This is a genomic window from Gordonia jinhuaensis (assembly GCF_014639795.1).
In the GTDB taxonomy this organism is placed as follows: domain Bacteria; phylum Actinomycetota; class Actinomycetes; order Mycobacteriales; family Mycobacteriaceae; genus Gordonia_B; species Gordonia_B jinhuaensis.
The window spans coordinates 89,766-115,429 of record NZ_BMGC01000006.1 but is presented as its reverse complement, the minus strand read 5'-3'; the positions used below and the strand labels follow the sequence as shown (position 1 = coordinate 115,429).

Here is a 25,664-nt window from a genome sequence, read left to right as displayed (position 1 = left end):
CGGGACCACCACCGCCGGTGGAGGTCCCACCCGTCACACGTATCGCGTGGGTCTTCCCGGGAAGCAGATCGGGGCACGGTAGCCTTGACCACCATGGAGCCAGGTCAGGCAGAGCAGCGCACGCACCCGTTCGGGACCGTCGCGGTTGCGATGGTCACCCCGTTCACATCGGACGGAAAGCTCGATCTGGACAAGTCGGCCGAGTTGGCCGACCGTCTCGTGCGCGGCGGATGTGACGGTCTCGTCGTCTCGGGTACCACCGGCGAATCCCCGACGACCACCGTCGAGGAGAAGATCGAGCTGCTGCGCGTGGTCCTCGACGCGGCCGGCGACCGTGCCCGCATCACCCAGGGTGCCGGTAGCTACGACACTGCCGAGAGCGTGCGGTTCTCCATCCGCGCCGCCGAGGCCGGAGCGCACGGACTACTCGTGGTGACTCCGTACTATTCGCGGCCCCCGCAGCGTGGACTCCTCGGTCATTTCCGTGCCGTCGCCGACGCCACCGACCTGCCCGTGATGCTCTACGACATCCCGCCTCGGTCGGTGGTGCCGATTGAACGAGACACGCTGATCGCACTCGCCGAGCATCCCCGGATCGTTGCGGTCAAGGACGCCAAGGGCGATCTCGCGCAGGCCGCCGATGTCATAGCGCGCACCGGCATCGAATACCTGTCGGGCGAGGATGCACTCAACCTGCCGTGGTTGTCGATGGGCGCATCCGGATTCGTCAGCGTCATCGGCCATCTCGTCCCGGATCGTTTGCGCGACATGCTCGAAGCGGTCGACAAAGGCGATCTGGCACGCGCACGCGAGATCAACGTGTCGATGCTGCCGTTGGTTCGAGCGATGGGTCGTCTGGGTGGAGTCAGCATGGTCAAGGCAGCACTGCGGTCGACAGGACTGGATGTGGGTGATCCCCGACTGCCCCAAGTCGCTCCCGAACAAGCCCAGATCGATGCCCTCGAGGCCGATCTCCGTGCAGCGCAGGTGATCTCGTGACCGATCAGTCAGGTGAGAAGAAGCGGTCCACGGCGGCACGCCGCGGTCGCGCCGTACGCAAGGCCGGACCGCCGCAACCGGCCCCCGCAGTGGTCGAGGTTCCGGATCCGGCGACCGAGGCGACGGTAGTGAATCCGCCAGTAGTGGACCCCCCGGCGGCCGCGGACTCGGCAGACAAGGCCGCTGCGGCCCAGGCGGATTCGGCGTCCTCGTCCTCCGCGCGTTCACCCAGGTCGAAGTCGTCGCGTGGCGGTTCGTCTCGCGGCGCCTCCCGCGGTTCGTCGCAAGGCGGTTCGTCCCAGGGCGGTTCGTCCCAGGGCGGTTCGTCGCACGGTGGTTCGACCGAGCAAGGATCCTCGAAGGGCTCCAGCCAACAGCGCAACCGGCGGGGCGGCGGCGGACGCCGTACCGCCAAGCCCGAGAAGCCGGCCGCGGCGATCGATCGGCTCGGCCCCCCGCCGAAGCTGCCGCGCGGTGGTCTGCGTGTGGTGGCACTCGGCGGCATCGGCGAGATCGGTCGCAACATGACCGTCTTCGAGTACAACGGCCGGCTGCTGATCGTCGACTGTGGCGTGCTGTTCCCCGAGGACGCCCAACCCGGTGTCGATCTGATCCTGCCCGACTTCACCTACATCGAAGACCGGATGGACGACGTCGAGGCCATCGTCTTGACGCATGGACACGAGGACCACATCGGTGCCGTGCCGTTCCTGCTCCGGTTGCGCACCGACATCCCGGTCATCGGCTCGAAATTCACCCTCGCACTCGTCGACGCGAAATGTCGTGAACACCGACTGCGTCCGAAGCTCGTCGAGGTCACCGAGGGGCAGAAGACCGAGCACGGACCGTTCAGCTGCGAATACTTCGCGGTCAACCACTCCATCCCCGATGCCATCGCTGTGGCGATCCGCACCCCGGCAGGTGTCGTGCTGCACACCGGTGACATCAAGCTCGACCAGTTGCCGCTCGACGGGCGACTGACCGATCTCGCCGGGTTCAGCCGGCTCGGCGACGAGGGTGTGGACCTGTTCCTGGTCGACTCGACCAACGCCGAGGTCCCGGGCTTCGTGACACCCGAGCGCAACATCGGCGGTGTTCTCGACACGGTGATCGGCAAGGCCAAGAGCCGCGTGATCGTGGCCTCCTTCGCCAGCCACGTGCACCGCATCCAGCAGGTCGTTGACGTGGCCGCCGCGCACAACCGGCGCGTGTGTTTCGTGGGACGCTCGATGGTCCGCAACATGCAGATCGCCCAGGACCTGGGATATCTGCACGTGCCCGAGGGCATCGTCGTCGACATGGACACCGCCGCGACGCTCCCGTATCACCGGCTGGTGCTGATCTCCACCGGCTCGCAGGGTGAACCGCTCTCGGCGCTGTCGCGGATGGCGCGTGGCGAACACCACCAGATCAACATCCGTTCCGACGACCTGGTGGTCTTGGCGTCCTCGCTGATCCCCGGCAACGAGAATTCCGTCTTCGCCGTGGTCAACGGGCTAGCCAAGCTCGGTGCGACCGTGGTCACCCAGGCCAGCGCCAAGGTGCATGTGTCCGGCCACGCGTCGGCCGGCGAACTGCTCTACCTCTACAACGCCGTGCGGCCGACCAACGCCATGCCCGTCCACGGCGAATGGCGGCACCTGCGTGCCAACGGCGCGCTCGCGGTCGCCACCGGCGTGCAGGAGGAGCGGGTCGTGCTCGCCGAGGACGGTGTGGTGGTCGACCTGGTCGACGGCCTCGCCGGGATCGTCGGACGAGTGCCGGTCGGTTACGTCTACGTCGACGGACTGTCGGTGGGCGACGTCGGCGAGTCGACGCTGTCCGAACGTCTGGTTCTGGGCGAGGGCGGATTCATCGCCATCACCGTCGCGATCGACGCCTCGACCGGCGAGCTTGCGAGTACGCCGGAGATCTCCGGTCGCGGATTCTCCGACGACCCGGGTGCGCTGACCGATGCGGCCGAACTGGTCGACAAGGCGCTCGGGGAGCTGGCCGCCGAGGGCGTGACCGACACCCATCAGATCGCTCAGGCCATCCGCCGGGTGGTCGGACGCTGGGTGTCCGACACCTATCGCCGCCGCCCGATGATCGTGCCGACGGTCCTCGCCGTCGGCGAGTGACACCGCATCGACCGGTGCTTCGGCACGCCACGGGTCTCGAAATCTGAGGCGGCTGTTCCACTGAGTGATATCTGGGCCTGGAGATGGACCCCACGCCCGAGGCGTCGGCCCGAATCGGTGGCGCCTGAGGGGTTTGCTGGTAAGCATGGGGCATGAGCTTCGCCCATCGGGAACGTCTCGCGCTGGTCGGCACGGCCTCTGCGGCCGGACCTCAGGCCCCGACACTGTGTGAGGGGTGGGATGTCCGTGCGCTGCTCGCGCATCTGGTGATCCGCGAACGACGCCCCGACGCAGCGGTCGGGATCATGGTGCCGCGCCTGGCTGAGCACACCGAACGTGTCCAGTCCGCGACCGCGCAACAGCCCTGGCAGGAGCTGCTGGACGATGTCGCGTCGGGTCCGCCGTGGTGGTCGCCGATGAAGCCGCTGGATTCACTGGTCAACTCCGCGGAGATGTTCATCCACCACGAGGACATCCGACGCGCACAACCGGGCTGGCAGCCGCGCATCCTCGACGACGAGGACGCTGAGTCGCTGCGCACAGCGGTCAAACCCATGTGCCGCTCGCTCAAGAAGTCCGGTGCACGCGTCACGCTCGCCGAACCCGACGGATCGGCGCTGGTGACGGTGGGGGAGGGGCCCGCGGTGACGGTGACCGGGGACGTCGGTGAACTGTTGCTGTTCGTCAGCGGTCGCGACGAGGTTCTGGTGGCCTTCGACGGCGACGAGAAGGCCGTCGCCGCGGTGACGGCCTGCCAGCGCGGTATGTGAGCAGCTCGGTATGTGAACGGCCGGGTCGGGCACGACCGAGGCACGACCTCGCGCCGCGTCTGACAGCGGCCGTGCCGGTGCTCCGGCACGAAAAGGACACGATCTCCTGGGGCAGGTGTGACCGGTGAGGTTTGTGGGGCCACTGGCGACTATGGTGAGACCCATGTCTGCGAAGCCCACGACACGCACGCGTGCCAGCTCGTCCCGAGGCGCACCGGCCAGCCGCGCAGCTGGTTCGCGCGCGACGTCGGCCACCTCGGGCGGTCGCGGGACGTCGGCGGGACGGTCGACGTCCGGGGGTCGATCCTCACGGTCGGCGTCCGGCGGTCGCAGCGCCCGGGCCACGCCCCAGTCGGCGCCGCGTACCTCGGTTCTCGGCGGTGTCGGACGCGGCGTCGGGGCCGGATTCGGGCTGCTCGCCCGCGGGGTGGGCAACGTGGTGCGCAGCGGATCCAAGGAATCGGGTTCCAAGGAATCGGGGTCCAAGCAAGCGGGATCCAAGCAAGCGGGTTCCAAGAACGACAGGGCGACGCGAGAGAGGACCGGGCACGAGGACGAGTTCGGTGGCGCCGAGGCGTCACCGCCCCGGCGCGGTTCGACAGAGTCTCGGCGTGGTTCGACAGAGCCGACAGACCCGGCGGACACCCGTCCTGGCCACACCCACGGTCGCGACGCCCTTGCCCTGGTCATCATCGTCATCGCACTGGTGCTCTTCGCCGCCGTCTGGTTCTCCGCCGGTGGACCGATCGGGAGCTTCTTCGATGCCGCCATCAGATCGCTGGTGGGCTCGGCGGCGGTCCTGGTTCCGCCGCTGCTTCTGGTGATCGCATTGATCCTCATGCGACGTGCGCCGAACCCGAACCGCCGCGGTGCCTACATCGGTGCGGGGCTGCTCATCGGGCTACCCCTGGTGGGTCTGTGGCACCTGGTGTCGGGATCGCCGAGCGGATTCGATGCGCGTGCACACGCGGGTGGGTTTCTCGGCTTTGCTGTCGCCGGCCCCCTGACCACGGGTGTCACCGCATGGATCTCGGTCCCGATCCTGGTGCTGTGCATGGCATTCGGTGTGCTGCTGGGATTCGGTCTCACCGTGCGTGAGGTGATCGACCGGGCAGCGCTCTACCTGGGGCTCGGTGACAGGGGTCATGGTGAGGACGACCTCGACGATGACGATGCGCTCGAGGAAGACCTCGGCCCGGAACGGTTCGACGACGACCCTGATCTCACGCGCAGGCTGTCTCGGGGGTCCCCTCGCGCCGCCTGGTCGGCGACTGTCGGCGACGTCCCCTCGGATGCCGATCTCTACGGGGATCCTGGGGCCGCCGATCCCTACCTCAACTACCCGCCCGACGAACCGACCACGCGTATCGATCCTGCCGCGTCGGCCCCGGCGCCGCGCAGGTCGCGCACGCGCACCGCAAGCGCCCAACCGGACGCGCCGGCGGCCGGTGTGGCCGACGACGGCAGTGCCGGCTACGCACCGGCCGACGACGCCGAGGCTCAGCCCGCGGCGCCGGCGCACTCGGCACGCACCCGCGTCATCGACCGGACGGCCGCACGACAGTCGGCACGGGAGCCCGAGCCCGCCAAGACGCCCGCCGAGGAGTTCGCCGGCAGTCTCGTCGAGCGTGACGACGACAGCGATTACCGGCTGCCGCCGGCGTCACTGCTCGTCGACGGCGATCCACCCAAGGCGCGCAGCGCGGCCAACGACGAGATGATCGAACGCATCTCGGCGGTGCTCGAGCAGTTCAAGATCGACGCGGCGGTCACCGGCTTCACCCGCGGACCCACCGTCACCCGCTATGAGGTGGAACTGGGTCCGGGTGTGAAGGTCGAGAAGATCACCGCACTGCACCGCAACATCGCCTACGCCGCGGCGACCGACAACGTGCGACTGCTCGCGCCCATCCCGGGCAAGTCCGCGGTCGGCATCGAGGTCCCCAACGCCGACCGCGAGATGGTGCGTCTGGCCGACGTGCTCAAATCGCCGTCGACCCGCAAAGACGGCCATCCGCTGATCATCGGGCTGGGCAAGGACATCGAGGGCGACTACGTCAGCGCCAACCTGGCGAAGATGCCGCATCTGCTGGTGGCCGGTTCCACCGGCTCGGGTAAGTCGAGCTTCGTGAACTCGATGCTCGTGTCGCTGCTGACACGTGCGACACCCGAGGATGTGCGGATGATCCTCATCGACCCGAAGATGGTCGAGCTCACACCCTATGAGGGCATCCCGCACCTGATCACGCCCATCATCACCCAGCCCAAGAAGGCGGCAGCGGCGCTGGCCTGGCTGGTGGAGGAGATGGAACAGCGCTATCAGGACATGAAGGCCTCGAAGGTGCGTCACATCGACGACTTCAACGCCAAGGTCCGATCCGGGGAGATCACCACCCCGCTGGGATCCGAGCGGGTCTACAAGCCCTATCCCTACATCCTCGCGATCGTCGACGAGCTCGCCGACCTGATGATGACCGCCCCCCGCGACGTCGAGGACGCCATCGTGCGGATCACCCAGAAGGCGCGTGCGGCCGGCATCCACCTGGTGCTCGCGACCCAGCGACCGTCGGTCGACGTGGTGACCGGTCTGATCAAGACCAACGTGCCGTCCCGGTTGGCCTTCGCGACCTCGTCGCTGACCGACTCACGCGTGATCCTCGACCAGCCGGGAGCCGAGAAGCTCATCGGTATGGGTGACGGGCTGTTCCTGCCGATGGGGGCGAGTCGGCCGGTGCGCATGCAGGGTGCGTTCATCACCGACGAGGAGATCGCCGCGGTCGTCGACTTCGCCAAGGAACAGGCCGATCCCGAGTACACCGAAGGCGTGACGACGGCCAAGGCCGGCGACAAGAAGGAGATCGACGCCGACATCGGCAACGACCTCGACGACCTGCTGCAGGCCATCGAACTCGTGGTCTCCAGCCAGTTCGGCTCGACCTCGATGCTGCAACGCAAGCTGCGCGTCGGGTTCGCCAAGGCCGGGCGTCTGATGGACCTGATGGAGACGCGCGGGGTGGTGGGCCCCAGCGAAGGGTCCAAGGCGCGTGAGGTACTCGTCAAGCCGGAGGATCTCGCCGGTGTGATCGCCTCGATCACCGGCGGGGGCGAGGCGGACGAGCCCACGGAGCAGTGATCGACCGACGGTTGCCGCGCTCGTAAAGAGCCGGTAACCTTCACGGGGTCACTGAGGGGAGTATCCCTGTCGCGACGGGCTCGTCAATACGGCCGCACCCGGTGCAGCCCGGACCCGTCGGCGTGGTTCGTCCACGCGGGAGAGACCTCTGGCACACAAACGTAAGTTGTGAGCTGGAGGTTCATGTGCACGTTTCTCTGACCGTCTGGATCGTCACCTGCGTGGTGATACTCGGACTCTTCGTCTTCGATTTCTTCGCCCACGTGCGTACGCCGCACGCGCCGACCCTCAAAGAGTCCGGCATCTGGTCGGCGGTCTACATCACCATCGCGATCCTCTTCGGACTGTTCGTCTGGTGGCACTGGGGCGGCACGTACGGCGGCGAGTACTTCGCCGGATACGTGACCGAGAAGGCGCTGTCGGTCGACAACCTCTTCGTCTTCGTGGTCATCATGTCCAAATTCGCGGTGCCCCGCGAATACCAGCAGAAGGTGCTGCTGCTCGGGATCGTGATGGCACTGGTCATGCGCGGCGCCTTCATCGCGGTCGGCGCCGCGGCCATCGACGCCTACAGCTGGGTGTTCTACCTGTTCGGTCTGTTCCTGGTGCTCACCGCGGTGAAGCTACTGCGCGAGGGCGACGATCCGGTCGAACACGAGGAGAAGCGGGAGACCAGGCTCGAACGTGTGGTCAAGCGGGTGTTCCGCACCACCGACGAATTCCAGGGCGACCGGCTGACCGCCCGCGTCAACGGCAAACGGATGATCACCCCGATGCTGCTGGTCCTGGTGATCATCGGCTTCACCGACGTCTTGTTCGCTCTCGACTCGATTCCCGCCATCTACGGGCTCACCCAGGAGCCGTACCTGGTGTTCGCGGCCAATGCCTTCGCGTTGATGGGCCTTCGTCAGCTGTACTTCCTGCTCGGCGGACTGCTCGATCGCCTGGTGTACCTCACCTACGGACTGTCGCTGATCCTCGCCTTCATCGGTGTGAAGCTGATCCTGCATGCGCTGCACGAGAACACGCTGCCGTTCATCAACGGCGGTCATCACGTGGCCGTCCCGGAGATCTCCACGGCCGTCTCGCTCGGGGTCATCGTGGGCACTCTCGTCATCACGACTGTGCTGAGTCTGGTCGCCTCCCGACGCGCCGAACAGCGGGAAGCGGTCGATGCGGCGGCATCACAGCGATCGTCGCAGGAGCAACCGAGCCTGCACGAGCCGAGACAGCGAGATTAGTGCGGAACCGTGGGTGTGGGCTCGGTGCGCGTCAGGAGAACGGGCTGTAGACGTTCACCCACTCGTCGACGCGCACATCGGCGATCGCCTGCGCACGCGCGAACGGATCGTCGGAGAGGGTTGCGCGCAGCTCGTCTGCGGTGTCGGCCTCGAACATCAACAGCGCGCCCAGACCGTCGGCGTAGGGACCCGAGAGCTTGAGAACGCCGGTGTCGTAGAGCGACTTGAGCCATTCGCGGTGGGCCGGGCGGTGCTCGTCGCGGATCCCGGCGTGATCAGGGGAGTAGGTGTGATGCACGGCGAACAGCGGCATGGCGAGAACGGCCTTTCGGGGTCGGTGAACGGGATGGTCGGCATGAGCTCGGTGATCGGGACGGGCGGGGCCGGTGCTGATCAGGCTGATCAGGTGGTCGGCCCGATGCCCGACCCGTGGTCGGTCTCGTCGAGTACGGCCAGCATGCGGGTGTTTCCCAGGGTGTTGGGCTTGACGTAGCTCAAGTCGAGGAATTCGGCGACGCCCGCGTCGTAGGAGCGGCACATCTCCTCGTAGACCTCGGCGGTTACGGGGGTGCCGTCGATTTCCCGGAAACCGTGCCGGCCGAAGAACGACGTCTCGAAAGTGAGTACGAACACCCGCGACAGTTGCAGTTCGCGGGCGACGTCGAGCAGCCGCGCGACCAGTTGATGGCCGATTCCGCGTCCCTTGCACACCGGGTCGACGGCGACCGTGCGCACTTCGCCGAGATCGGCCCACAGCACGTGCAGTGCTCCGCACCCCACGACGGTGCCCTCGACCTCGGCCACCCAGAACTCCTGCACCGACTCGTAGAGCGTGACGAGGTTCTTCTCCAGCAGGATCCGGCCGGAGAAGATGTCGATGATCTCCTTGATCCGGCCGACGTCGGACGTGCGTGCCCGACGGATCAGCGGCGGCGTGTCCGTGGATGCGGAGTCGCGTGTCTCGCAGGAGGACTCGTCCGAGGTCATGACAGACGAGGTTAGAGCATCGCGGCGGCGTGTCGACGAGTGTCGCGGGGTGATCTGCGCCCACCGTCTCGACAGGCAGCCGGTGTGATCAATCGTGTCGGTCACGGCCGTGATGACGGTTGCCGGTCGCCGGGACGGGCTCCTCGTCTAGGCTTGACGGCGTGAGTGCAGGCGCGAACGTGACAATTCCGAGCGCGTCCCGGCCGTGTCGTCCGATCTCCGGGTGGTCGCCCCGACGTCCGACGCCGATGTCCTCGAGTGGTGTGCACCCCGTGGCGCGTCGGCAGGGGATCGCATGAGTGCCGGCACGTCCGAGTCGCGTCCGGGTTCGGCGGCGCGCGGACCTGACCCGATCACCGACCCCGTCAACTCGGTGCCGGTGGTCAACATCGCCAACATCCTGACCTCGTTTCGCATCGTGCTCGTCCCGGTCTTCCTCGTGGCGCTGTTCGCCGACGGCGGTCACAACACGGTGTGGCGCATCGTCGCGTTCGCGATCTTCGCGGTCGCGGCGATCACCGACCGCTACGACGGGATGATCGCCCGCTCTCGTGGCCTGATCACCGATTTCGGCAAGCTCGCCGACCCGATCGCCGACAAGGCGCTCATGGGTTCTGCGCTGATCGGTCTGTCGATCCTCGGCGATCTGTGGTGGTGGGTGACCATCGTGATCCTCGCCCGTGAACTGGGTATCACCGCTCTGCGGTTCTGGGTGCTGCGCCACGGGGTGATCGCCGCGAGCCGGGGCGGAAAGCTCAAGACCCTGCTTCAATCGATCGCCATCGGGCTCTACATCCTGCCGCTACCGGCTGCGGGGCATGTGGTCGCGGTGGTCATCATGATGGCCGCGCTGGTGGTGACGGTGGTGACCGGTGTCGACTACCTCTGGCATGCGCTGCTGCTGCGGGCCCGCGGACGCGCAGCCGCCGACGCGGCACGTCGGCACGACGCGGCCGTGAGCGATCCGGCATCGACTGCCGACCACTCATCGACGGGCAGCCGCTCGTCGGCCGGTGAGCGCGACGCGCGGTGACGTCGCAGTCATCGGCATCATCGGAGTCACCGGCTGCTTCAGCTTCATCGCAGTCACCGGCCGCGGGCGACCCGTTGGTCGGGCAGATCCGCGCGCGGGAACTGGTCGCAGCCCTGACCGGACGCGGGGAGACGGTGGCCACGGCCGAGTCGTTGACCGCGGGACTGCTGGCGGCCTCGATCGCCGGAGTGCCCGGGTCGAGTGCGGTCCTGCGCGGCGGACTGATCGTGTACGCCACCGATCTCAAACACTCGCTGGCCGACGTGGACGAACGCACCCTCGCCGAACACGGACCGGTGTCGGTGGCCACCGCTCGTGCGCTGGCACGCGGGGCGATGCGGCGCTGCGGCGCCGACTGGGGCGTGTCGTTGACCGGTGTCGCCGGTCCCGACGCCCAGGACGGTCACCTGCCCGGCGAGGTCTACTGCGGCCTGGCCTACCGTCACGCAGGGGTCGACGACACCCGCGTGAGCAGGCTGGCGATCGAGGGCGACCGATGGGACGTCCGGTCACAGTCGGCAGCACACGCCACCGATCTGCTGCTCTCGTGGATCGCCGACGCGCCGGTGCCGCCGCAGGCTCGTTGATCGCCGAGGGAACCGATCGGGCCCTCGATGCGTTGCACGTGCAGAGGTGAGGAGAAACCGAATGGCATTACTGCTTCGTGAAGCACTCGGTGACCGCCTGCGCCGGACCAGGACAGATCAGGGACGCACGCTGCGTGAGGTGTCGTCGACGGCTCGCGTGAGCCTGGGCTACCTGTCCGAGGTCGAGCGTGGGCAGAAGGAGGCCTCCAGCGAGCTGCTGGCGGCGATCTGTGACGCCCTCGAGGTGGAGATCGCCGACGTCCTCGAACAGGCGGGCACGGTGTTGCGGGGGGATTCGGCCGGCCGGTCGCAGACCTCGGGTGCGGTTGCCCTCGATCCCGACACCAAAGTGGTCATCCCTCGTCCGGTGCCCGCGCCGCTGCGCGCGGCCTGAATCGATCCATCCCTGTCTCCGGGTGGATCCTCGGGGTGGATCTCAGGGTCTGCGATCGACCACCAGTGAGGCTGAACACGCTAGATTGGACGTGATCGGTTTACCTTCTCGTTGCCGGTCGTCGGGTCTCAGTGGTCGTCGGTTCCCAGCGGAGGCGACACATCCGCTGGGTCCCGTCCTTTCCACCCGACAGTCCACACCGACTGCCAGTACCGACATGGAGCAGCGCACACCGATGGCCAAGCCGAACCCGTTCGTGAAGGCGTGGAAGTACATGATGGCGTTGGGTAACGCCAAGGTCGACGAGTATGCCGACCCGAAGGTGCAGATCCAGCAGGCCATCGAGGACGCGCAGCGCCAGCATCAGGCGTTGTCGCAGCAGGCCGCCGCGGTCATCGGGAACCAGCGTCAGCTGGAGATGAAGCTGAGCCGTCAGCTCGAGGAGGTCGAGAAGCTCGGCGCCAACACCCGTCAGGCGCTGACACTGGCCGATCAGGCCACCGCAGCCGGTGACGTGAAGAAGGCCACCGAGTACACCAACGCCGCCGAGGCGTTCGCAGCTCAACTCGTGACCGCCGAGCAGAGCGTCGAGGATCTCAAGGCCCTGCACGACCAGTCGCTGCAGGCGGCGACACAGGCCAAGCAGGCCGTCGAGCAGAATTCGATGATGCTGCAGGACAAGCTCGCCCAGCGTTCCAAGCTGCTGACCCAGCTCGAGCAGGCCAAGATGCAGGAACAGGTCAGCGCATCGCTGAACCAGATGGACGAGCTCTCCGCGCCGGGTAACACACCCAGCCTCGACCAGGTGCGAGACAAGATCGAACGCCGCTACGCCAACGCGCTGGGGTCGGCGGAGTTGTCACGCAACTCTGTGCAGGGCCGCATGATGGAGGTCCAGCAGGCGAGTACGCAGATGGCCGGACACAGCAAGCTCGAGGAGATCCGCGCAAGCATGCGCTCCGAGGCGCTGCCGAAGGCCCAGAGTGCCGAGCAGACGCCGCAGATCGGGCAGGAGACGCCCGACAAGCAGGTCGAGGGAAACTGAGTCATGTGGTGGAAGGTCGCACTGGCGATCGTGGTGGTCTGGCTGTTGTTCGGGGTGCTCGCCGCCGCGATCAAGGGCATCGCCGCGATCGTGCTGCTGATTCTCGCAGCGATCGGGACCATCACCGTCGTCCGCTGGTTCACCGGATCCGGCTCGAAGTCCGGCAACCACACGTCCGGCAACCACACGCGATACTGATCGCCCCGGGGGCGGCGTGCGCATAGCGATCGTCGCCGGACCCGATGCCGGTCATGCGTTCCCCGCACTCGCACTGGCCGAGCGTGCCGCCGATGCCGGGGACGAGGCGATCGTGTTCACCGGTCAACGTTGGCACGATGTCGCGGTGCCGGTCGGCGTACGGGTGTGTCAGCTGCCCGGTGTCGACGATCCGCCGACCGACGACGTCGACGCCGGTGCGAGGCTGAGTGTGCGGGCAGCGGCGATGACCCTCGACCTCCTCGAACCCCTGCGCGCGGCCGCTCCCGACCTGGTGGTCTCCGACGTCCTCACGGTGTGCGGGGGATGGGCGGCGGCAGCCCTGGGGATTCCCTGGGTGCAGCTGTCACCGCATCCGCTCTACGAACCGTCGCGCGGACTGCCGCCGATCGGGTCCGGTCGTGCGCCTGCCGATGGCCTGTTCGGGCGCGCCGGCGACGCACTCGCTCGGGCGTTGACCGCGCGCTCGCTGGCCACCGGTGAGCGACAGCGCCGTTCGGCGCGCGCGGCGGTGGGCCTGCCGCCCGACATCCCGCGCCCCGATGCCCATCTGATCGCCACGCTGCCGGGTCTGGAGGTTCTCCGCCCCGATTGGCCGGCGACCGCGCATCTGGTCGGACCGCTGCTGTGGGAACCCACCGACACCGAGTTCACTGTGCCGCCCGGACATGCGCCGCTGGTGATGGTGGCGCCGTCGACAGCGGTCACCGGTGTCGCCGATCTGGCTGATCTCGCCGTCGAGGCATTGTCCGGGCGCGGTGTGCGCATGGTCGTGTCCACCATCGATTCCGATTCCGGGTCCGCCACCGACTCCGGGCCCGCCACCGACTGGCTGGTCGCCGGACACGGACGGCAAGACCACCTGCTCGCACATGCCGCCGTCACGATCTGCGGTGGGGGACACGGGATGCTGGCGAAGTCGTTGCTCGCCGGGGTGCCGGTCGTGGCGGTGCCCGGTGGCGGCGATCAATGGGAGCTGGCGCAGCGGACCCGGCGGGCCGGCGCCGGGCTGTCGGTTCGACCACTGAGTGCGGCGGCACTGTGGGCGGCGGTGCTCGAGGTACTCGGCGATCCGGCGTATACGCGGGCCGCGCGGGCGATCGGCGAGTCGATCGCCGACACCGTCGACCCGATCCGGGTGTGCCATCGGGTGGCCGCATCGGTGTGAGAGTGCCCGGTCGTGTGGGGTCGTGTGGGTGGTCCACGCATCGCTACGCTGGTGTCGATGCGACTCACCGAATTCACCGAACTCGTGCACACCCAGTTCGGTAGTCAGGCAGCCGACTCGCTGCTGATCGACCACGTGTTGATCGATTTGGGTGGCCGGACCGCCGCGCAGGCGATCGAGGACGGCGTCGACCCGCGTGACGTCTGGGTGGCCCTGTGCAGGGACTTCGACGTCCCCCGCGAACTCTGGTGACTTCCGCCTGATCCGGCGGCCCGGCGTCTCGGCGGGTCCTCTCCCCGGCGTGTCGGCACTCGAAATCCTCACCTCGAACACCTGTTCGTCTACAGTGTTCGGTGTGCACGAGGTGGATTGTCGGTAGGCACATCTAGCGTCTCGGGCATGACCCAGAAGCGTGGGACCACGAAGAGAACGCGGGCCGATGTGAACACGTCCACCGCCGGAGAACCCGGCGCCACCCCGGCCGGCCCGCGGAAGCGAGCAACGGCCGACCCGACCAGGAGAGCAACCATGGCAGCTGTACCCCAGGACCGCGAGAAGGCACTCGATCTGGCACTTGCCCAGATCGACAAGAACTTCGGCAAGGGATCCGTGATGCGCCTCGGCGAGGAAGCGCGTCAGCCCATCGAGGTGATCCCCACCGGGTCGATCGCACTCGATGTCGCACTCGGCATCGGTGGCCTGCCCCGCGGGCGCATCGTGGAGATCTACGGCCCGGAATCCTCGGGTAAGACCACCGTCGCACTCCACGCGGTGGCCAATGCCCAGGCCAACGGCGGTATCGCGGCGTTCATCGACGCCGAGCACGCCCTCGACCCCGACTACGCATCCAAACTCGGGGTCGACACCGATGCACTGCTGGTGTCGCAGCCCGACACCGGTGAGCAGGCACTCGAGATCGCCGACATGCTGATCCGCTCCGGCGCACTCGACATCATCGTGATCGACTCGGTGGCTGCGCTGGTGCCCCGTGCGGAGATCGAGGGCGAGATGGGTGACAGCCACGTGGGTCTGCAGGCCCGCCTGATGAGCCAGGCGCTGCGCAAGATGACCTCGGCGCTCAACAACTCCAACACCACCGCGATCTTCATCAACCAGCTGCGCGAGAAGATCGGCGTGATGTTCGGCTCCCCGGAGACCACCACCGGTGGTAAGGCGCTGAAGTTCTATTCGTCTGTGCGCCTGGATGTCCGACGCATCGAGACCCTCAAGGACGGCACCGAGGCGGTGGGTAACCGTACCCGTGTGAAGGTCGTGAAGAACAAGGTGTCGCCGCCGTTCAAGCAGGCCGAGTTCGACATCCTCTACGGCCACGGCATCAGCAAGGAGGGTTCGCTGATCGACCTGGGTGTGGCCGAGGGATTCGTGCGCAAATCCGGATCCTGGTTCACCTATGAGGGCGATCAGCTCGGTCAGGGCAAGGAGAACGCACGGAAGTTCCTCCTGGAGAACACCGACGTCCGCGATGAGATCGAGAAGAAGATCAAAGAGAAGCTGGGCATCGGTGCGGTGTTGACCGAGGACGACATCGCCCCCGCGCCGGTGGACTTCTGACGGACCGATGCGTCGATGGCACCGATCGTGTACGAGCGAGCTGATCTCGTACAACGCTGATGTCTGACACAGAACGCCACCGCGAGGATGTCCGCAGACGGCTAGCCGCCGCCACCGCGGACATCCTCGCTCGCGATCGTGGGCATCGCGATCAGGGGTCTCATGGTCCAGGCCGATCGGCCGATACCACGCGAACGTCAGCCATCCACCTGACCGAGAATTCGACAGACAAGTCGAGTCATGGCCCGTCGACCGCCACCGCGGACGAGGGGATGACTGATGACCGGTCCATCTACGACGCGGCGCTACGACTGCTCGCGGTGCGCGCACGCAGCTGTGACGAGATGCGTACCCGCTTGTTGCGCAAGGATTTTGCGACCGAGCAGGTTGACGAGCTGATCGACCGCCTCCTGCGCGAGCGACTTCTCGACGACACCGACTTCGCCACCGAATGGGTGCGTTCCCGTCACGAACACAGCGGCAAGGGACGCACGGCCCTACGGCATGAGCTGCGCACCAAGGGAGTGGCAGCCGAGGTCATCGAGGGTGCGCTCGCCGAGATCGACACCGACGACGAACGTGTGCAGGCCATGCGACTGGTCGAGAAGAAGGTAGCGCGACTCGACGCCGTCGACCTCGTCGATCGCGACGACAGACTGCGCCACCGGCGGCGACTGGTCGCCATGCTCGCCCGCCGAGGGTTCCCGGCGCCGATGTCCATCGAGATCGTCGACGAGGCGCTCGACGCACTGGCGCATTCGGCACCTCACTGAACGCCGAACCTCACTGAACGCCGAACCTCACTGAACGCCGAACCTCACTGAACGCCGACTATCGGGATCCGGCCGCCGCCGACAAGTGTTGTCGCGGTGGCCGGATCGTCGCAGCTCAGTCGCCGTAGGTTATCGGATCGCCAGCGGCCGTGGTGCGTTCACCCTCACGGACCTTGGTTTCCGCACTCGGCTCCGGGTCGGGTTGTCGTCGGCGCCGACTGCCCTGACGCACGCGTCGTTCGATGCCGGTGGCCGCGCTCGACAGGGAGAAGTTGATCACGATCATGATCAGCGCCACCACCACGAGTGCCGGCAGATAGTTGCCGTAGTAGGACGCCGACTGGATACCCGACCGCACCACCTCGACGTAGCCGATCGCGTAGCCCAACGCGCTGTCCTTGAGCGCGATCACCATCTGCGACACCAGTGCCGGGAGCATGGCGGTGACCGCCTGGGGCAACAGGATCATGCGCATCACCTGGGACTTGCGCAGGCCCAGTGCGTACGCGGCTTCTGACTGTCCGCGCGCCAGGGAGTTGATGCCCGAGCGCAGGATCTCGGCGATCACCGAGCCGTTGTAGAAGGTGAGGCCGAACACCACTGCGGCGAAGGACAATTGCGTGGCGGGGAATATCGCGTAGTGCGCGAACAGGTAGTAGGCGAAGATCATCAGGATCAGCACGGGGATCGCCCGGAAGAACTCCACGATCGCGCCGCTGATGATGCGCACCCAGCGGTGATCGGAGAGCCGGCCGATGCCCAGCACCGCGCCGAGGACCGAGGCGAACACGATCGACAGCAGTGCCGCCTTGATCGTGCCCCACAGGCCGGGCAGCAGGTACGTGGTCCAGGTGGTCGACTTGATGAACGGCGACCATTTCTCGGAGGCGAGCTGACCGTTGTTGCCGAGGGTGACGAGGATCCAGACGACCAGCGCGATCACCAGGATCGAGAAGATCACGGTGATGATCCGGTTGCGGGCCCGCGCCTTGGGGCCCGGCGCGTCGTAGAGGGCTGTCGCACGTGTGGTCATCGCCTGACCTCCCATCGTTTGGCCAGATATCCGAACACGAATCCCTCGATCAGGGTGATGATCATGAAGCCGATGGCGATGATCACGAAGATGGCGATCACCTGGTCGGCGTGATTCTCGATCTGCTCCTTCATCAGCAGCGACGCCTCGGCCACTCCGATCGCCGAGGCGATCGTGGTGTTCTTGGTGAGTGCGATGAGCACGCTGCCCATCGGGCCTATCACCGTGCGCATCGCCTGCGGCAACACGATGATCCCGAACACCTGGATGAACGACATACCCAGCGATCTCGCTGCTTCGGCCTGTCCCACGGGCACGGTGTTGAAGCCCGAGCGCAGTGTTTCGCAGACGAAGGTCGACGTGTAGATCACGAAGCCGAGCACCGCGAGCCAGAAGTTGTTGTTCTTGATGAAGTTGTCGTTCTCCGGGGCGAGTGCCAGCCCCAGATTCTGATAGAGGCCCACCGAGCAGAAGATCACGATGAGGGTGAGGGGGGTGTTGCGCACCACGTTGACGTAGGCGGTGGCGAAGGCGCGCATCACCGGAATCGGTGAGACCCGCAGTCCCGCGAGGATCGTGCCCCAGATCGCCGAGCCGATCGCGGCGTAGAGGGTCAGCTTGAGTGTCGTCTCGAATGCCGGCCACAGCTGCGGGCCGATATCCGACCAGAGATCGTTCACGAGAGCTCCTTGGGGCACGGTGTCGACGGCGCGTCGAGGAAGGACAGATTTCCCGGTTGGGGAGTGAAGGTGTACTTCGATCCCGAGCTCCCCGCACGTTCACGCATCCTGTTGACCTCCTCGGCTCCGACGGCCTTCTGCAGTGCGTTCGACCACGGGGAGACCGAGGAGCCCGTCGCCGGGGTGAGCATCTGCTGCAGCACGGAGTTGACCTCCTTGACCGTGTCGGGCTGGTCCTTGGCCATGCCGATCCCGTAGTACTCGGTGGAGAACGGGGCGCCGGCCTTCTTGTAGGTGTCGTTGACGCAGGTGTCCTTCGCATACTCCATCCCGACCAGCTTGAACTTGCCCGGATCGAAGTTGGAGAAGCCGGCGAGGATCATCTCGTCGGTGGTCATCGCGTCGACCTTGTTGCGCTGCAATGCCTCGACGCATGAGGAGTAGGAGTCGTATTCCTGCAACTGCACACCGGGGAGCTGCTTCTTGACGTTCTGTGCCGGGGTAGAACCGGTGACCGAGCACAGCTTCTTACCCCGGTTCAGGTCGGCGAGCGTCGTGATCGACGTGTCGTCCTTGCGCACCATCAGTCCCTGATAGGTCACCAGATACGGCCCGGCGAAGGCCACTTTCTTGGCGCGTGAGGGGGTGATGGAGTAGGTGGCGGCGATCATGTCGACCTCGCCGTTGCCGATCAACGTCTCGCGCTGCGCCGACGGCGTCTCGCGCCAGGTGATCTTCGGGTGTTTCACACCGAGTCGGTCGGCGATGGTGTCGACCACGTACTCCGAGACCGACACGTCGAATCCGCTGAACTTCTTGTCCGGGTGGCGAAGACCCAACCCGGGCTGGTCGTACTTCGTGCCCAGGATCACCGAACCGCTGCGGATCGAATCGATCAGGTTGCGAGGTTCACTGCTGCCGCAGGCACTCACCAGCGACGCGGACGACACGGCGGCGACAGCCAGCGCCAGCGTCGCGCGGACACGAAAGGCTCTCCGCATCTCAGTGCCCCAGGATCTTGCCGAGGAAGTCCTTGGCGCGCTCGGACTTCGGTGCGGTGAAGAAGCTCTCCGGGTCGGAGTCCTCGACCACGGCGCCGTTGTCCATGAAGATGACCCGGTCGGCCGCACGGCGGGCGAAGCCCATCTCGTGGGTGACGCAGACCATCGTCATACCTTCCTTGGCCAGTGAGACCATCACGTCGAGGACCTCGTTGACCATCTCGGGGTCGAGCGCCGAGGTGGGCTCGTCGAAGAGCATCACCTTCGGGTTCATCGCCAGTGACCGGGCGATCGCGACACGCTGTTGCTGGCCGCCCGACAGCTGCGCGGGATATTTGTCCTTCTGCCCGGCGATGCCCACGCGTTCGAGCAGCGCGAGTGCGTTTTTCTTCGCCTCGTCGCGTGAGAGCCTGCGCACCTTGGTCGGTGCGAGGGTGACGTTGTCGAGGATGGTCTTGTGGGAGAACAGGTTGAACGACTGGAAGACCATGCCGACCTCGGCGCGCAACGAGGCCAGCGCCCTGCCCTCCTCGGGTAGCTGTTCGCCGTCGACGTAGATCTCACCCGAGTCGATCGGCTCGAGACGGTTGATGGTGCGGCACAGCGTCGACTTGCCCGAACCCGACGGGCCGAGCACGACCACGACCTGACCGCGGGGGATCTCCAGGGTGATGTCGCGTAGGACGTGGAGCTCGCCGAAGTGCTTGTCCACGTGGCGCATGGAGATCATCGACGGCGCCTGTGTCTGGGCCTGCGCCGAGGCAGTGCTGGGTGAACTCGCAGGGGGAGAGCCCGGTTCCGAAGAAGGAGGAGGGGTCATGCGCTGACGATACCCACGAGCGGTGGCTGATGTGATGCGACGCACCGCCGCTGACGTGCGAGCTTTGTCCAGAGTTTACTGTTCTCCTCGCGGTCCGGGGTCGTCGGTGACGCCGTTGCCGGGCGGATTCTGGCCTGTTCGTCTCGGCAAGTACCCTGGTCAAAGTGAGTAGGGCAGCAGTGACCGGGTCGGGTCGCACCTTCGATGTGCGGACCTACGGATGTCAGATGAACGTGCACGACTCCGAGCGGATCGCGGGATTGCTGGAATCGGCCGGCTACGTCCGCGCCGCCGATCCCGCCGACGCCGACCTGGTGGTCTTCAACACGTGTGCGGTCCGGGAGAACGCCGACAACAAGCTGTACGGCAACCTGTCGCATCTGGCCCCGGTGAAGTCGCAGCGCCCCGACATGCAGATCGCCGTGGGTGGCTGCCTCGCCCAGAAGGACCGCAGTGCGGTGATCGACCGTGCGCCCTGGGTCGACGTGGTCTTCGGCACGCACAACCTCGGGTCACTTCCCGCACTGCTCGAACGCGCCCGGCACAACCAGCACGCCGAGGTCGAGATCCTCGACTCCCTCGAGACCTTTCCGTCGACGCTGCCCGCGCACCGCGAGTCGGCCTACTCCGGGTGGGTGTCGGTGTCGGTGGGCTGCAACAACACCTGCACCTTCTGCATCGTGCCCGCACTGCGCGGTAAGGAGGTCGATCGCCGACCGGGTGATGTCTTGGCCGAGGTGCAGGCACTGGTCGACGAGGGGGTCGTAGAGGTGACCCTGCTCGGCCAGAACGTGAACGCCTACGGGATGTCGTTCGCCGATCCCGACCAACCCCGTGACCGCGGCGCGTTCGCCGACCTCTTGCGTGCCTGCGGGCGGATCGACGGCCTCGAACGTGTGCGGTTCACCTCGCCGCATCCCGCCGAGTTCACCGACGACGTGATCGAGGCGATGGCGGCCACGCCGAATATCTGCCCGCAGCTGCACATGCCGCTGCAGTCGGGATCCGATCGAATCCTGCGGTCGATGCGGCGCAGCTATCGCACGACCAAATTCCTCGGCATCCTCGACCGTGTGCGCGAGGCGATTCCGCATGCGGCGATCACCACCGACATCATCGTCGGCTTCCCCGGTGAGACCGAGGAGGACTTTCAGGCGACCCTCGATGTCGTCGAGAAGGCCAGGTTCTCGGCCGCCTTCACCTTCCAGTACTCACCCCGCCCGGGCACACCCGCCGCCGACATGGACGAGCAGGTGCCCAAGGAGGTGGTGACGCAGCGATACCAGCGTCTGGTCGAGCTGCAGGAGCGGATCTGTCTGGAACAGAACCGTGCACTCGTCGGGTCACAGGTGGAACTGTTGGTGAGCGCCGACGACGGGCGCAAGAACTCCGAGACCCGGCGCATGTCGGGTCGGGCCCGGGACGGTCGACTGGTGCATTTCGCCGCACCCGAGTCCGGTGCGGTGCGCCCCGGTGACGTGATCGAGACCGTGGTGACCGGTGCTGCACCGCATCATCTGGTCGCCGACGGGACGCTGATCTCCCATCGCCGCACCCGCGCCGGGGACGCCCACGAGGCCGGCCGCACCCCGCAGACCCCGCCGATCGGGGTCGGGCTGGGCATGCCGGGGATGGGTCGGCCAGAACCCGTGGCGGCCACCGCCGGATGTGACACAGGATGCGGGGCATGAGCGTGACGGATCGAAGCGGCGATTCTGCTGGGGACAGGGCTCCCGAGAACAATCTGACCGGGGACGGGATCGCCGGAAGCGACGGCTCGGCCGCGCGCACCCCTCATACCGGTGAGGCTCACCCCGAGCCGATCAGCGACAACCGTCCGGTGTCCGACGGTTTCGAGCAGTTCGAAGCGCAGCTGCGTCGCACCGAACGCAAGGTCGCCGGTGAGATCGACCCCGGTGCGCGCGCGGTCGTGGTGGCCGTGGCGGTGCTGGCGGTGATCGTGTCGCTGGTCCTGCCGCACACCGGTCACGCGTCGGGGATCGACGTTCTGACCTTCAGTGACGCGGCCCGTGACGAGCGGGTCACCGTGACCTCACGGGTGTTCGTGTGGATGGAGGTGATCTTCGGTATCGGCTTCTCGGTGGTGGCGCTGCTCACCCGGCGGTGGACGCTGGCGTGGATCGCGCTCGCCGGATCGGCGGTCACCTGCGTGGCCGGAATGCTCGCCTGGTGGTCGAGAAACACCCCGGGCGTCAACGGGATCACACCACCCAGCGGTGTGGGCGCGGGTCTGGTGATCGGTTGGATCGCGATGTTCGTCCTCACCTTCCACTGGGCGCGCGTGGTGTGGAACCGTACCGACTATCAGCTGGCGCTCGAACAGCGCCGCAGGCTGGAGGCCCAGCGCAACGAGGTGCGCATGGTCGAACTGCAGCAGCGGCGACGGGCAGCGGCCAAGAACGCCGAATCCCGGGCTACCGACTCCAGCACCACCCAGTCGAGTACAAGCCCGTCGAGTGCAACCCCGTCGACGTCGGATACGCAGCCCCCGGCAGCCGGCACCGACTCGGCAGATTCCGCCTCCGATCTCACGGAGAAGTCCGGTGACCAGGCAGGTGACGGGCGCGACGAGGACTGAACCTCGCGGGTTGGGCGGGCTGATACCCGCGTCGCGCGGGTCTGCCCGGGTCAGCGGTCGGAGATGGCGCTCTCCGCGGCGCGAGCCCATTCGCGCCACTGCACCGCCTGCTCGCGCAGCTTGGCCGCCTCCTTCGTCTTGCCGCTCGCCTCGGCCTTGTCGGCCTGCTCTTCGAGCTGTTCGACGCGGCTGGCGAACTGTTCGGCGCGCGCTTTCGCCGCCGGGTCGGTGCGATGCCACCGCGCTTCCTCGGCGTCGCGAATCCGCTTCTCCAGCGCACGGATCCGTGACTCGAGCGATGCCATCTTCTCCCGCGGAACCTTGCCGATCGCATCCCAGCGATCGCGGATCTCGCCGAAGGCACGGCGCGCCGCATCGAGGTCGGAATCGGGGTCGATGGTCCGTTCGGCCTCGGCAAGAAGTTCTTCCTTCGCCTCGCCGTTGGCGGTGAACTCCGCGTTCTGCTCGTTGTTGGCCGCCTTCCTGGCGGCGAAGAACACATCCTGGGCTGCCTTGAAGCGGGCCCACAGTGCGTCGTCGGTGTCGCGGGGAGCGCGTCCGGCGGCCTTCCACTCGGCGAGCAGCTCGCGGAAACGTGCCGACGTCGCAGCCCAGTCGGTGGAGTCGGAGAGCTCCTCGGCGGCCACGATGAGTTCTTCCTTGCGCGCCTTGGCGCCCGCGCGTTCACGGTCGAGTTCGGCGAAGTGGGCTCCGCGGCGACGGTTGAACGCGTCGCGCGCCCGCGAGTAGCGCTTCCACAGGACGTCGTCGGTCTTGCGGTCGACGCCCTTGATCGTCTTCCATTCGTCGAGGATCGCCCGGAGCCGATCGCCGGCGACCTTCCACTGTGTCGACTCGGCGCCGATCTGTTCGGCTTCGGCGGCCAGCGTCTCCTTGCGCGCAATGGCTGCCGCGCGAGCCTGTTCGCGACGCTTGTTCTGCTCGGCTGCTGTCGAATCGGCGCCGTCGACCAGCGCCCGCAACTTGGCCTCCAGCGCGGCGACGTCACCGATCACCGCGGCGGTGGGCAGTCCGTCCAGCACTGCCTGGGCGGCGGACTTGGTCTTTCGCGGGTCGCCCGAACCGGCTTCGAGACGTTCCTCGAGGATCTCGACCTCGGTCGCCAGGTCGTCGTAGCGGCGCCCGAAATGCGCCAGCCCCTCGGCGACCGTGCCCGCCTGCCAGGACCCGACCTGATGTTCGCCCTCGGGGGTGATGAGCCACACCACGCCGTCGTCGTCGATGCGCCCGAATGCGGTCGGATCCGACGCCGGACGTGCGGGTGTGGGGTCGGCCGCGGCGACGGGTGCGGGGTGCGCGCCCGGCTTCGGTCCGGGCTTGGGTGCGCCCGGGCGGGGACCGGGCTTGGGTCCCGGCTTCGGCGTCGCAGCCGGCGCCGCCGGGGATGCCTCAGAGGCGGGTGCTGTGGCAGGGGACTCCGGGGCTACAGAGGATTCCGGGGCGGCAGGGGATCCGGGACTGGCTGCCGAGTCCGGCTCATGTGCTCCGGGTGTCGTCTGCTCGCCTGTCATGTCCTCACACCTCTCGTCCCTCGCCGCGCGTCACGGCTGCCGTCCCGACCAGTCCCCGCGCCGATGCCGACCCGGTTTCCTCCATTCAAACAGGTCGTCGGCCGATACGTGTCGCGGTGGCGCATACGCGCCACCCGCGTCACTCGCTACCCCCGTGCGTGAGGCGGGTGAGGCGGTGATCGTCGTCTAGCGTGAATGCCGTGCTGACCGATGTGGCTGTGGTGCCCGCCGCACCCGTACTCGTCCCGGAGCTCGCCGGCGCCGGTGCCCTCGAGATCGCTGCGGTGCGTGCGGCCGCCGTCGCCCGGGTACGCCGGCTCGCCCAGGCCGCGCCGTCGTGGGTGGTGGTGGGTATCGACGACACCCACGCGGGACCGGCGCGGACAGGCGGCATCGGAACCTTCCGAGGGTTCGGCCGCGATGTGGTGGTCACGCTGCGATCGGCGAACTCCGACGGGTCGAGTGCCGCCCCCGACCCGGAGATGCCTCTGCCGCTGCTCATTGCCGGGTGGCTGCGCGGTGAGGTCGTCGGGCCCACGAGTGTCGAGATCGACCTCGACGCCTCTCTCATCGGTCTCGTCGATGCCCGGACCGCGCCGGAGGAATGCCGTCAGATCGGTAAGGAGCTGCGTCATCGCATCGACGCCACACCCGGGCCGGTCGGCGTGCTGCTGGTCGCCGACGGCTCGATCCGGCTGACCGACAAGGCGCCCGGTGGACCGGTGGCGGGGGCGCGTGAGTTCCAGGACACGGTCGACGATGCCCTGACCAGGGGCGACCTCTCTGCCATCACGTCCATGACCACCGCACAGGCCGACCGGTTCGGGTACGGCGGACGTGCCGCATTCCAGGTCGTCACCGGCCTGCTCGGCGACCAGCCGCAGCTGTCGGTCGAGGTGGACTACCGCGATGCGCCGCTGGGGGTTGGCTATCTGGTGGGGCGACTTGCTCCCACCCCTGCCCCCGCCGGTGGTGCGCCGGAGGCCGGAAAGGCCGGCCGGTGAGTGCCGTGGCCCCGGTTGCGGTCATCGGACCCACCGCCGGCGGCAAATCCGACCTGTCACTCGAGCTGGCCGAACGTCTCGGCGGCGAGATCGTCAACGCCGATGCGATGCAGCAGTACCGCGGGATGGACATCGGAACCGCCAAACTCCCGATCGAGGAGCGTCGCGGTATCGTCCACCACCAGCTCGACGTCCTCGATGTGACCACCACCGCGACGGTCGCGCGGTATCAGGAGGCCGCGTCGGCCGACATCGAGGAGATGCTCGCACGCGACGTGACACCGGTGATCGTCGGCGGCTCGATGATGTACATCCAAGCGTTGCTTGATGAGTGGCGAATCCCCGCCACCGATCCGGTGCTGCGCGGTCGGCTCGAGGAGGATCTGGAGCAGCTGGGCGTCGCGGTGATGCACGACCGGCTGGCCGAGGTGGATCCCGTCGCCGCGCGCACCATCCTGCCCACCGACGGTCGCCGCATCGTGCGGGCACTGGAGGTGGTCGAGTTGACCGGGCAACCGTTCGCAGCGTCGGCCCCGCGCAAGGGAGAGCCGCGGTGGGGCACCAGGATCATCGGACTCGACCGCGACACCCCCGAACTCGACGCCCGCATCGCGGTGCGTACGCAGGCGATGTTCGATTCCGGACTCGTCGACGAGGTGCGCGCACTGCTGGGTCAGGGCCTGCGTTCGGGGCTCACCGCCGCGCGGGCCATCGGCTACGCACAGGTGCTCGCGGCACTCGACGGCGAATATCCGATGGCCACGGCGCAGGAACTGACCACGTCGGGTACACGTCGCTACGTCCGCAGGCAGCGGTCGTGGTTTCGCCGCGACCCGCGGGTGCGCTGGCTCGACGCATCCGACCCCGAACTCGTGCGCGCCGCCGAGCAGATCGCCGTCGGTGCATGAGGTCGGTTGGTGCATGAGGCGGGTCGGTGCATGAGGTTAGGCTTGATCT

The 25,664-nt window shown here is 67.3% G+C and carries 25 protein-coding genes; 18 read left to right on the top strand and 7 right to left on the bottom strand.

All coding sequences use genetic code 11. The annotated features are described in order from the left end of the window. The first annotated feature begins 93 nt into the window (after positions 1 to 93). From dapA to IEW22_RS06410, 5 genes are all read left to right on the top strand, one after another. Positions 94 to 999 (top strand): 4-hydroxy-tetrahydrodipicolinate synthase, encoded by a 906-nt coding sequence (dapA, locus tag IEW22_RS06430; protein WP_188585767.1) that lies wholly within the window; start codon positions 94 to 96, stop codon positions 997 to 999. After that, a complete protein-coding gene (locus IEW22_RS06425) occupies positions 996 to 3,119 on the top strand; it encodes a ribonuclease J (protein WP_308421366.1) in 2,124 nt (707 codons plus the stop codon). Before dapA ends, IEW22_RS06425 begins: the two co-directional genes overlap by 4 nt. A 152-nt stretch (positions 3,120 to 3,271) precedes the next feature. Continuing rightward, entirely contained in the window at positions 3,272 to 3,889 is a 618-nt protein-coding gene (locus tag IEW22_RS06420) for a TIGR03085 family metal-binding protein (protein ID WP_188585766.1), read from the top strand. A 163-nt stretch (positions 3,890 to 4,052) separates the two neighbouring features. Next, a complete protein-coding gene (locus IEW22_RS06415) occupies positions 4,053 to 7,022 on the top strand; it encodes an FtsK/SpoIIIE family DNA translocase (protein ID WP_188585765.1) in 2,970 nt (989 codons plus the stop codon). A 185-nt stretch (positions 7,023 to 7,207) separates the two neighbouring features. Next, complete coding sequence (locus IEW22_RS06410; RefSeq protein ID WP_188585764.1) at positions 7,208 to 8,263, top strand: TerC family protein; 1,056 nt, start codon at positions 7,208 to 7,210, stop codon at positions 8,261 to 8,263. Between the two features lie 31 nt (positions 8,264 to 8,294). On the opposite strand, the gene IEW22_RS06405 is transcribed toward IEW22_RS06410, so the two are convergent. Next, positions 8,295 to 8,576, bottom strand: a complete 282-nt coding sequence (locus tag IEW22_RS06405) for a YciI family protein (RefSeq protein ID WP_188585763.1) — start codon at positions 8,574 to 8,576, stop codon at positions 8,295 to 8,297. A gap of 89 nt (positions 8,577 to 8,665) precedes the next feature. Beyond that, on the bottom strand, positions 8,666 to 9,250 hold the full coding sequence (locus tag IEW22_RS06400) for an amino-acid N-acetyltransferase (RefSeq protein WP_188585762.1): 585 nt from the start codon (positions 9,248 to 9,250) through the stop codon (positions 8,666 to 8,668). A 295-nt stretch (positions 9,251 to 9,545) separates the two neighbouring features. Between IEW22_RS06400 and pgsA the strand changes: the two genes are divergently transcribed. The 9 genes from pgsA (at position 9,546) to IEW22_RS06355 (ending at position 16,038) form a co-directional block, all read left to right on the top strand. After that, positions 9,546 to 10,283 (top strand): CDP-diacylglycerol--glycerol-3-phosphate 3-phosphatidyltransferase, encoded by a 738-nt coding sequence (pgsA, locus tag IEW22_RS06395; RefSeq protein ID WP_188585761.1) that lies wholly within the window; start codon positions 9,546 to 9,548, stop codon positions 10,281 to 10,283. 74 nt (positions 10,284 to 10,357) lie between these two features. Further along, positions 10,358 to 10,870, top strand: coding sequence for a CinA family protein (locus IEW22_RS06390; protein ID WP_188585855.1), 513 nt, complete (start codon positions 10,358 to 10,360; stop codon positions 10,868 to 10,870). A gap of 61 nt (positions 10,871 to 10,931) precedes the next feature. After that, positions 10,932 to 11,264: a helix-turn-helix domain-containing protein gene (locus tag IEW22_RS20460; RefSeq protein WP_188585760.1), complete on the top strand. Its 333-nt coding sequence runs from the start codon at positions 10,932 to 10,934 to the stop codon at positions 11,262 to 11,264. Positions 11,265 to 11,499: 235 nt separating this feature from the next. Next, entirely contained in the window at positions 11,500 to 12,309 is an 810-nt protein-coding gene (locus tag IEW22_RS06380; protein WP_188585854.1) for a PspA/IM30 family protein, read from the top strand. A 3-nt stretch (positions 12,310 to 12,312) separates the two neighbouring features. Then, the gene (locus IEW22_RS06375) at positions 12,313 to 12,507 is read left to right on the top strand and encodes a hypothetical protein (protein ID WP_188585759.1); all 195 of its coding nucleotides are present in this window, start codon (positions 12,313 to 12,315) and stop codon (positions 12,505 to 12,507) included. A 16-nt stretch (positions 12,508 to 12,523) separates the two neighbouring features. After that, positions 12,524 to 13,693 (top strand): glycosyltransferase, encoded by a 1,170-nt coding sequence (locus tag IEW22_RS06370; protein WP_188585758.1) that lies wholly within the window; start codon positions 12,524 to 12,526, stop codon positions 13,691 to 13,693. A 57-nt stretch (positions 13,694 to 13,750) separates the two neighbouring features. Beyond that, positions 13,751 to 13,945: a DUF3046 domain-containing protein gene (locus IEW22_RS06365; protein ID WP_188585757.1), complete on the top strand. Its 195-nt coding sequence runs from the start codon at positions 13,751 to 13,753 to the stop codon at positions 13,943 to 13,945. Positions 13,946 to 14,221: 276 nt separating this feature from the next. Beyond that, the gene (recA, locus tag IEW22_RS06360) at positions 14,222 to 15,265 is read left to right on the top strand and encodes a recombinase RecA (protein ID WP_188585756.1); all 1,044 of its coding nucleotides are present in this window, start codon (positions 14,222 to 14,224) and stop codon (positions 15,263 to 15,265) included. 272 nt (positions 15,266 to 15,537) lie between these two features. Continuing rightward, a complete protein-coding gene (locus tag IEW22_RS06355; protein WP_188585755.1) occupies positions 15,538 to 16,038 on the top strand; it encodes a regulatory protein RecX in 501 nt (166 codons plus the stop codon). Positions 16,039 to 16,153: 115 nt separating this feature from the next. Here the strand turns inward: IEW22_RS06355 and IEW22_RS06350 are convergent, their stop codons facing one another. From IEW22_RS06350 to IEW22_RS06335, 4 genes are read right to left on the bottom strand one after another with little or no spacing between them, the layout of a single operon-like run. After that, entirely contained in the window at positions 16,154 to 17,071 is a 918-nt protein-coding gene (locus IEW22_RS06350; RefSeq protein ID WP_188585754.1) for an amino acid ABC transporter permease, read from the bottom strand. Then, positions 17,068 to 17,751 carry an amino acid ABC transporter permease gene (locus IEW22_RS06345; RefSeq protein WP_188585753.1) on the bottom strand — a complete coding sequence of 228 codons (684 nt, stop codon included), beginning with the start codon at positions 17,749 to 17,751 and terminating at the stop codon, positions 17,068 to 17,070. The genes IEW22_RS06350 and IEW22_RS06345 overlap by 4 nt, the downstream gene beginning before the upstream one ends. Then, a complete protein-coding gene (locus tag IEW22_RS06340) occupies positions 17,748 to 18,752 on the bottom strand; it encodes a glutamate ABC transporter substrate-binding protein (RefSeq protein ID WP_188585752.1) in 1,005 nt (334 codons plus the stop codon). Before IEW22_RS06340 ends, IEW22_RS06345 begins: the two co-directional genes overlap by 4 nt. A gap of 1 nt (position 18,753) precedes the next feature. After that, entirely contained in the window at positions 18,754 to 19,482 is a 729-nt protein-coding gene (locus IEW22_RS06335; RefSeq protein WP_188585853.1) for an amino acid ABC transporter ATP-binding protein, read from the bottom strand. 254 nt (positions 19,483 to 19,736) lie between these two features. On the opposite strand from IEW22_RS06335, the gene miaB reads away from it, so the two are divergent. Further along, positions 19,737 to 21,263 carry a tRNA (N6-isopentenyl adenosine(37)-C2)-methylthiotransferase MiaB gene (miaB, locus tag IEW22_RS06330; RefSeq protein WP_229742228.1) on the top strand — a complete coding sequence of 509 codons (1,527 nt, stop codon included), beginning with the start codon at positions 19,737 to 19,739 and terminating at the stop codon, positions 21,261 to 21,263. After that, complete coding sequence (locus tag IEW22_RS06325) at positions 21,260 to 22,171, top strand: Rv2732c family membrane protein (RefSeq protein WP_373284138.1); 912 nt, start codon at positions 21,260 to 21,262, stop codon at positions 22,169 to 22,171. The genes miaB and IEW22_RS06325 overlap by 4 nt, the downstream gene beginning before the upstream one ends. A gap of 50 nt (positions 22,172 to 22,221) precedes the next feature. Here the strand turns inward: IEW22_RS06325 and IEW22_RS06320 are convergent, their stop codons facing one another. After that, a complete protein-coding gene (locus tag IEW22_RS06320; protein WP_188585751.1) occupies positions 22,222 to 23,703 on the bottom strand; it encodes a DUF349 domain-containing protein in 1,482 nt (493 codons plus the stop codon). A gap of 200 nt (positions 23,704 to 23,903) precedes the next feature. On the opposite strand from IEW22_RS06320, the gene IEW22_RS06315 reads away from it, so the two are divergent. After that, complete coding sequence (locus IEW22_RS06315; RefSeq protein ID WP_188585750.1) at positions 23,904 to 24,707, top strand: class III extradiol ring-cleavage dioxygenase family protein; 804 nt, start codon at positions 23,904 to 23,906, stop codon at positions 24,705 to 24,707. Further along, positions 24,704 to 25,615, top strand: coding sequence for a tRNA (adenosine(37)-N6)-dimethylallyltransferase MiaA (gene miaA / locus IEW22_RS06310; protein ID WP_229742227.1), 912 nt, complete (start codon positions 24,704 to 24,706; stop codon positions 25,613 to 25,615). The genes IEW22_RS06315 and miaA overlap by 4 nt, the downstream gene beginning before the upstream one ends. The last annotated feature ends 49 nt before the right edge of the window (positions 25,616 to 25,664 follow it).

Excerpts from the sequence above, each read along its gene's own strand:
- IEW22_RS06405 (WP_188585763.1), bottom strand. The coding sequence starts at position 8,576 with ATGCCGCTGTTCGCCGTGCATCACACCTACTCCCCTGATCACGCCGGG.
- recA (WP_188585756.1), top strand. The coding sequence starts at position 14,222 with ATGGCAGCTGTACCCCAGGACCGCGAGAAGGCACTCGATCTGGCACTT.
- IEW22_RS06325 (WP_373284138.1), top strand. The coding sequence starts at position 21,260 with ATGAGCGTGACGGATCGAAGCGGCGATTCTGCTGGGGACAGGGCTCCC.
- IEW22_RS06375 (WP_188585759.1), top strand. The coding sequence starts at position 12,313 with ATGTGGTGGAAGGTCGCACTGGCGATCGTGGTGGTCTGGCTGTTGTTC.
- IEW22_RS06380 (WP_188585854.1), top strand. The coding sequence starts at position 11,500 with ATGGCCAAGCCGAACCCGTTCGTGAAGGCGTGGAAGTACATGATGGCG.
- IEW22_RS06335 (WP_188585853.1), bottom strand. The coding sequence starts at position 19,482 with ATGATCTCCATGCGCCACGTGGACAAGCACTTCGGCGAGCTCCACGTC.
- IEW22_RS06350 (WP_188585754.1), bottom strand. The coding sequence starts at position 17,071 with ATGACCACACGTGCGACAGCCCTCTACGACGCGCCGGGCCCCAAGGCG.
- IEW22_RS06420 (WP_188585766.1), top strand. The coding sequence starts at position 3,272 with ATGAGCTTCGCCCATCGGGAACGTCTCGCGCTGGTCGGCACGGCCTCT.
- IEW22_RS06365 (WP_188585757.1), top strand. The coding sequence starts at position 13,751 with ATGCGACTCACCGAATTCACCGAACTCGTGCACACCCAGTTCGGTAGT.
- IEW22_RS06400 (WP_188585762.1), bottom strand. The coding sequence starts at position 9,250 with ATGACCTCGGACGAGTCCTCCTGCGAGACACGCGACTCCGCATCCACG.
- pgsA (WP_188585761.1), top strand. The coding sequence starts at position 9,546 with ATGAGTGCCGGCACGTCCGAGTCGCGTCCGGGTTCGGCGGCGCGCGGA.
- dapA (WP_188585767.1), top strand. The coding sequence starts at position 94 with ATGGAGCCAGGTCAGGCAGAGCAGCGCACGCACCCGTTCGGGACCGTC.
- IEW22_RS06340 (WP_188585752.1), bottom strand. The coding sequence starts at position 18,752 with ATGCGGAGAGCCTTTCGTGTCCGCGCGACGCTGGCGCTGGCTGTCGCC.
- IEW22_RS06355 (WP_188585755.1), top strand. The coding sequence starts at position 15,538 with ATGACTGATGACCGGTCCATCTACGACGCGGCGCTACGACTGCTCGCG.
- IEW22_RS20460 (WP_188585760.1), top strand. The coding sequence starts at position 10,932 with ATGGCATTACTGCTTCGTGAAGCACTCGGTGACCGCCTGCGCCGGACC.
- IEW22_RS06320 (WP_188585751.1), bottom strand. The coding sequence starts at position 23,703 with ATGACAGGCGAGCAGACGACACCCGGAGCACATGAGCCGGACTCGGCA.
- IEW22_RS06415 (WP_188585765.1), top strand. The coding sequence starts at position 4,053 with ATGTCTGCGAAGCCCACGACACGCACGCGTGCCAGCTCGTCCCGAGGC.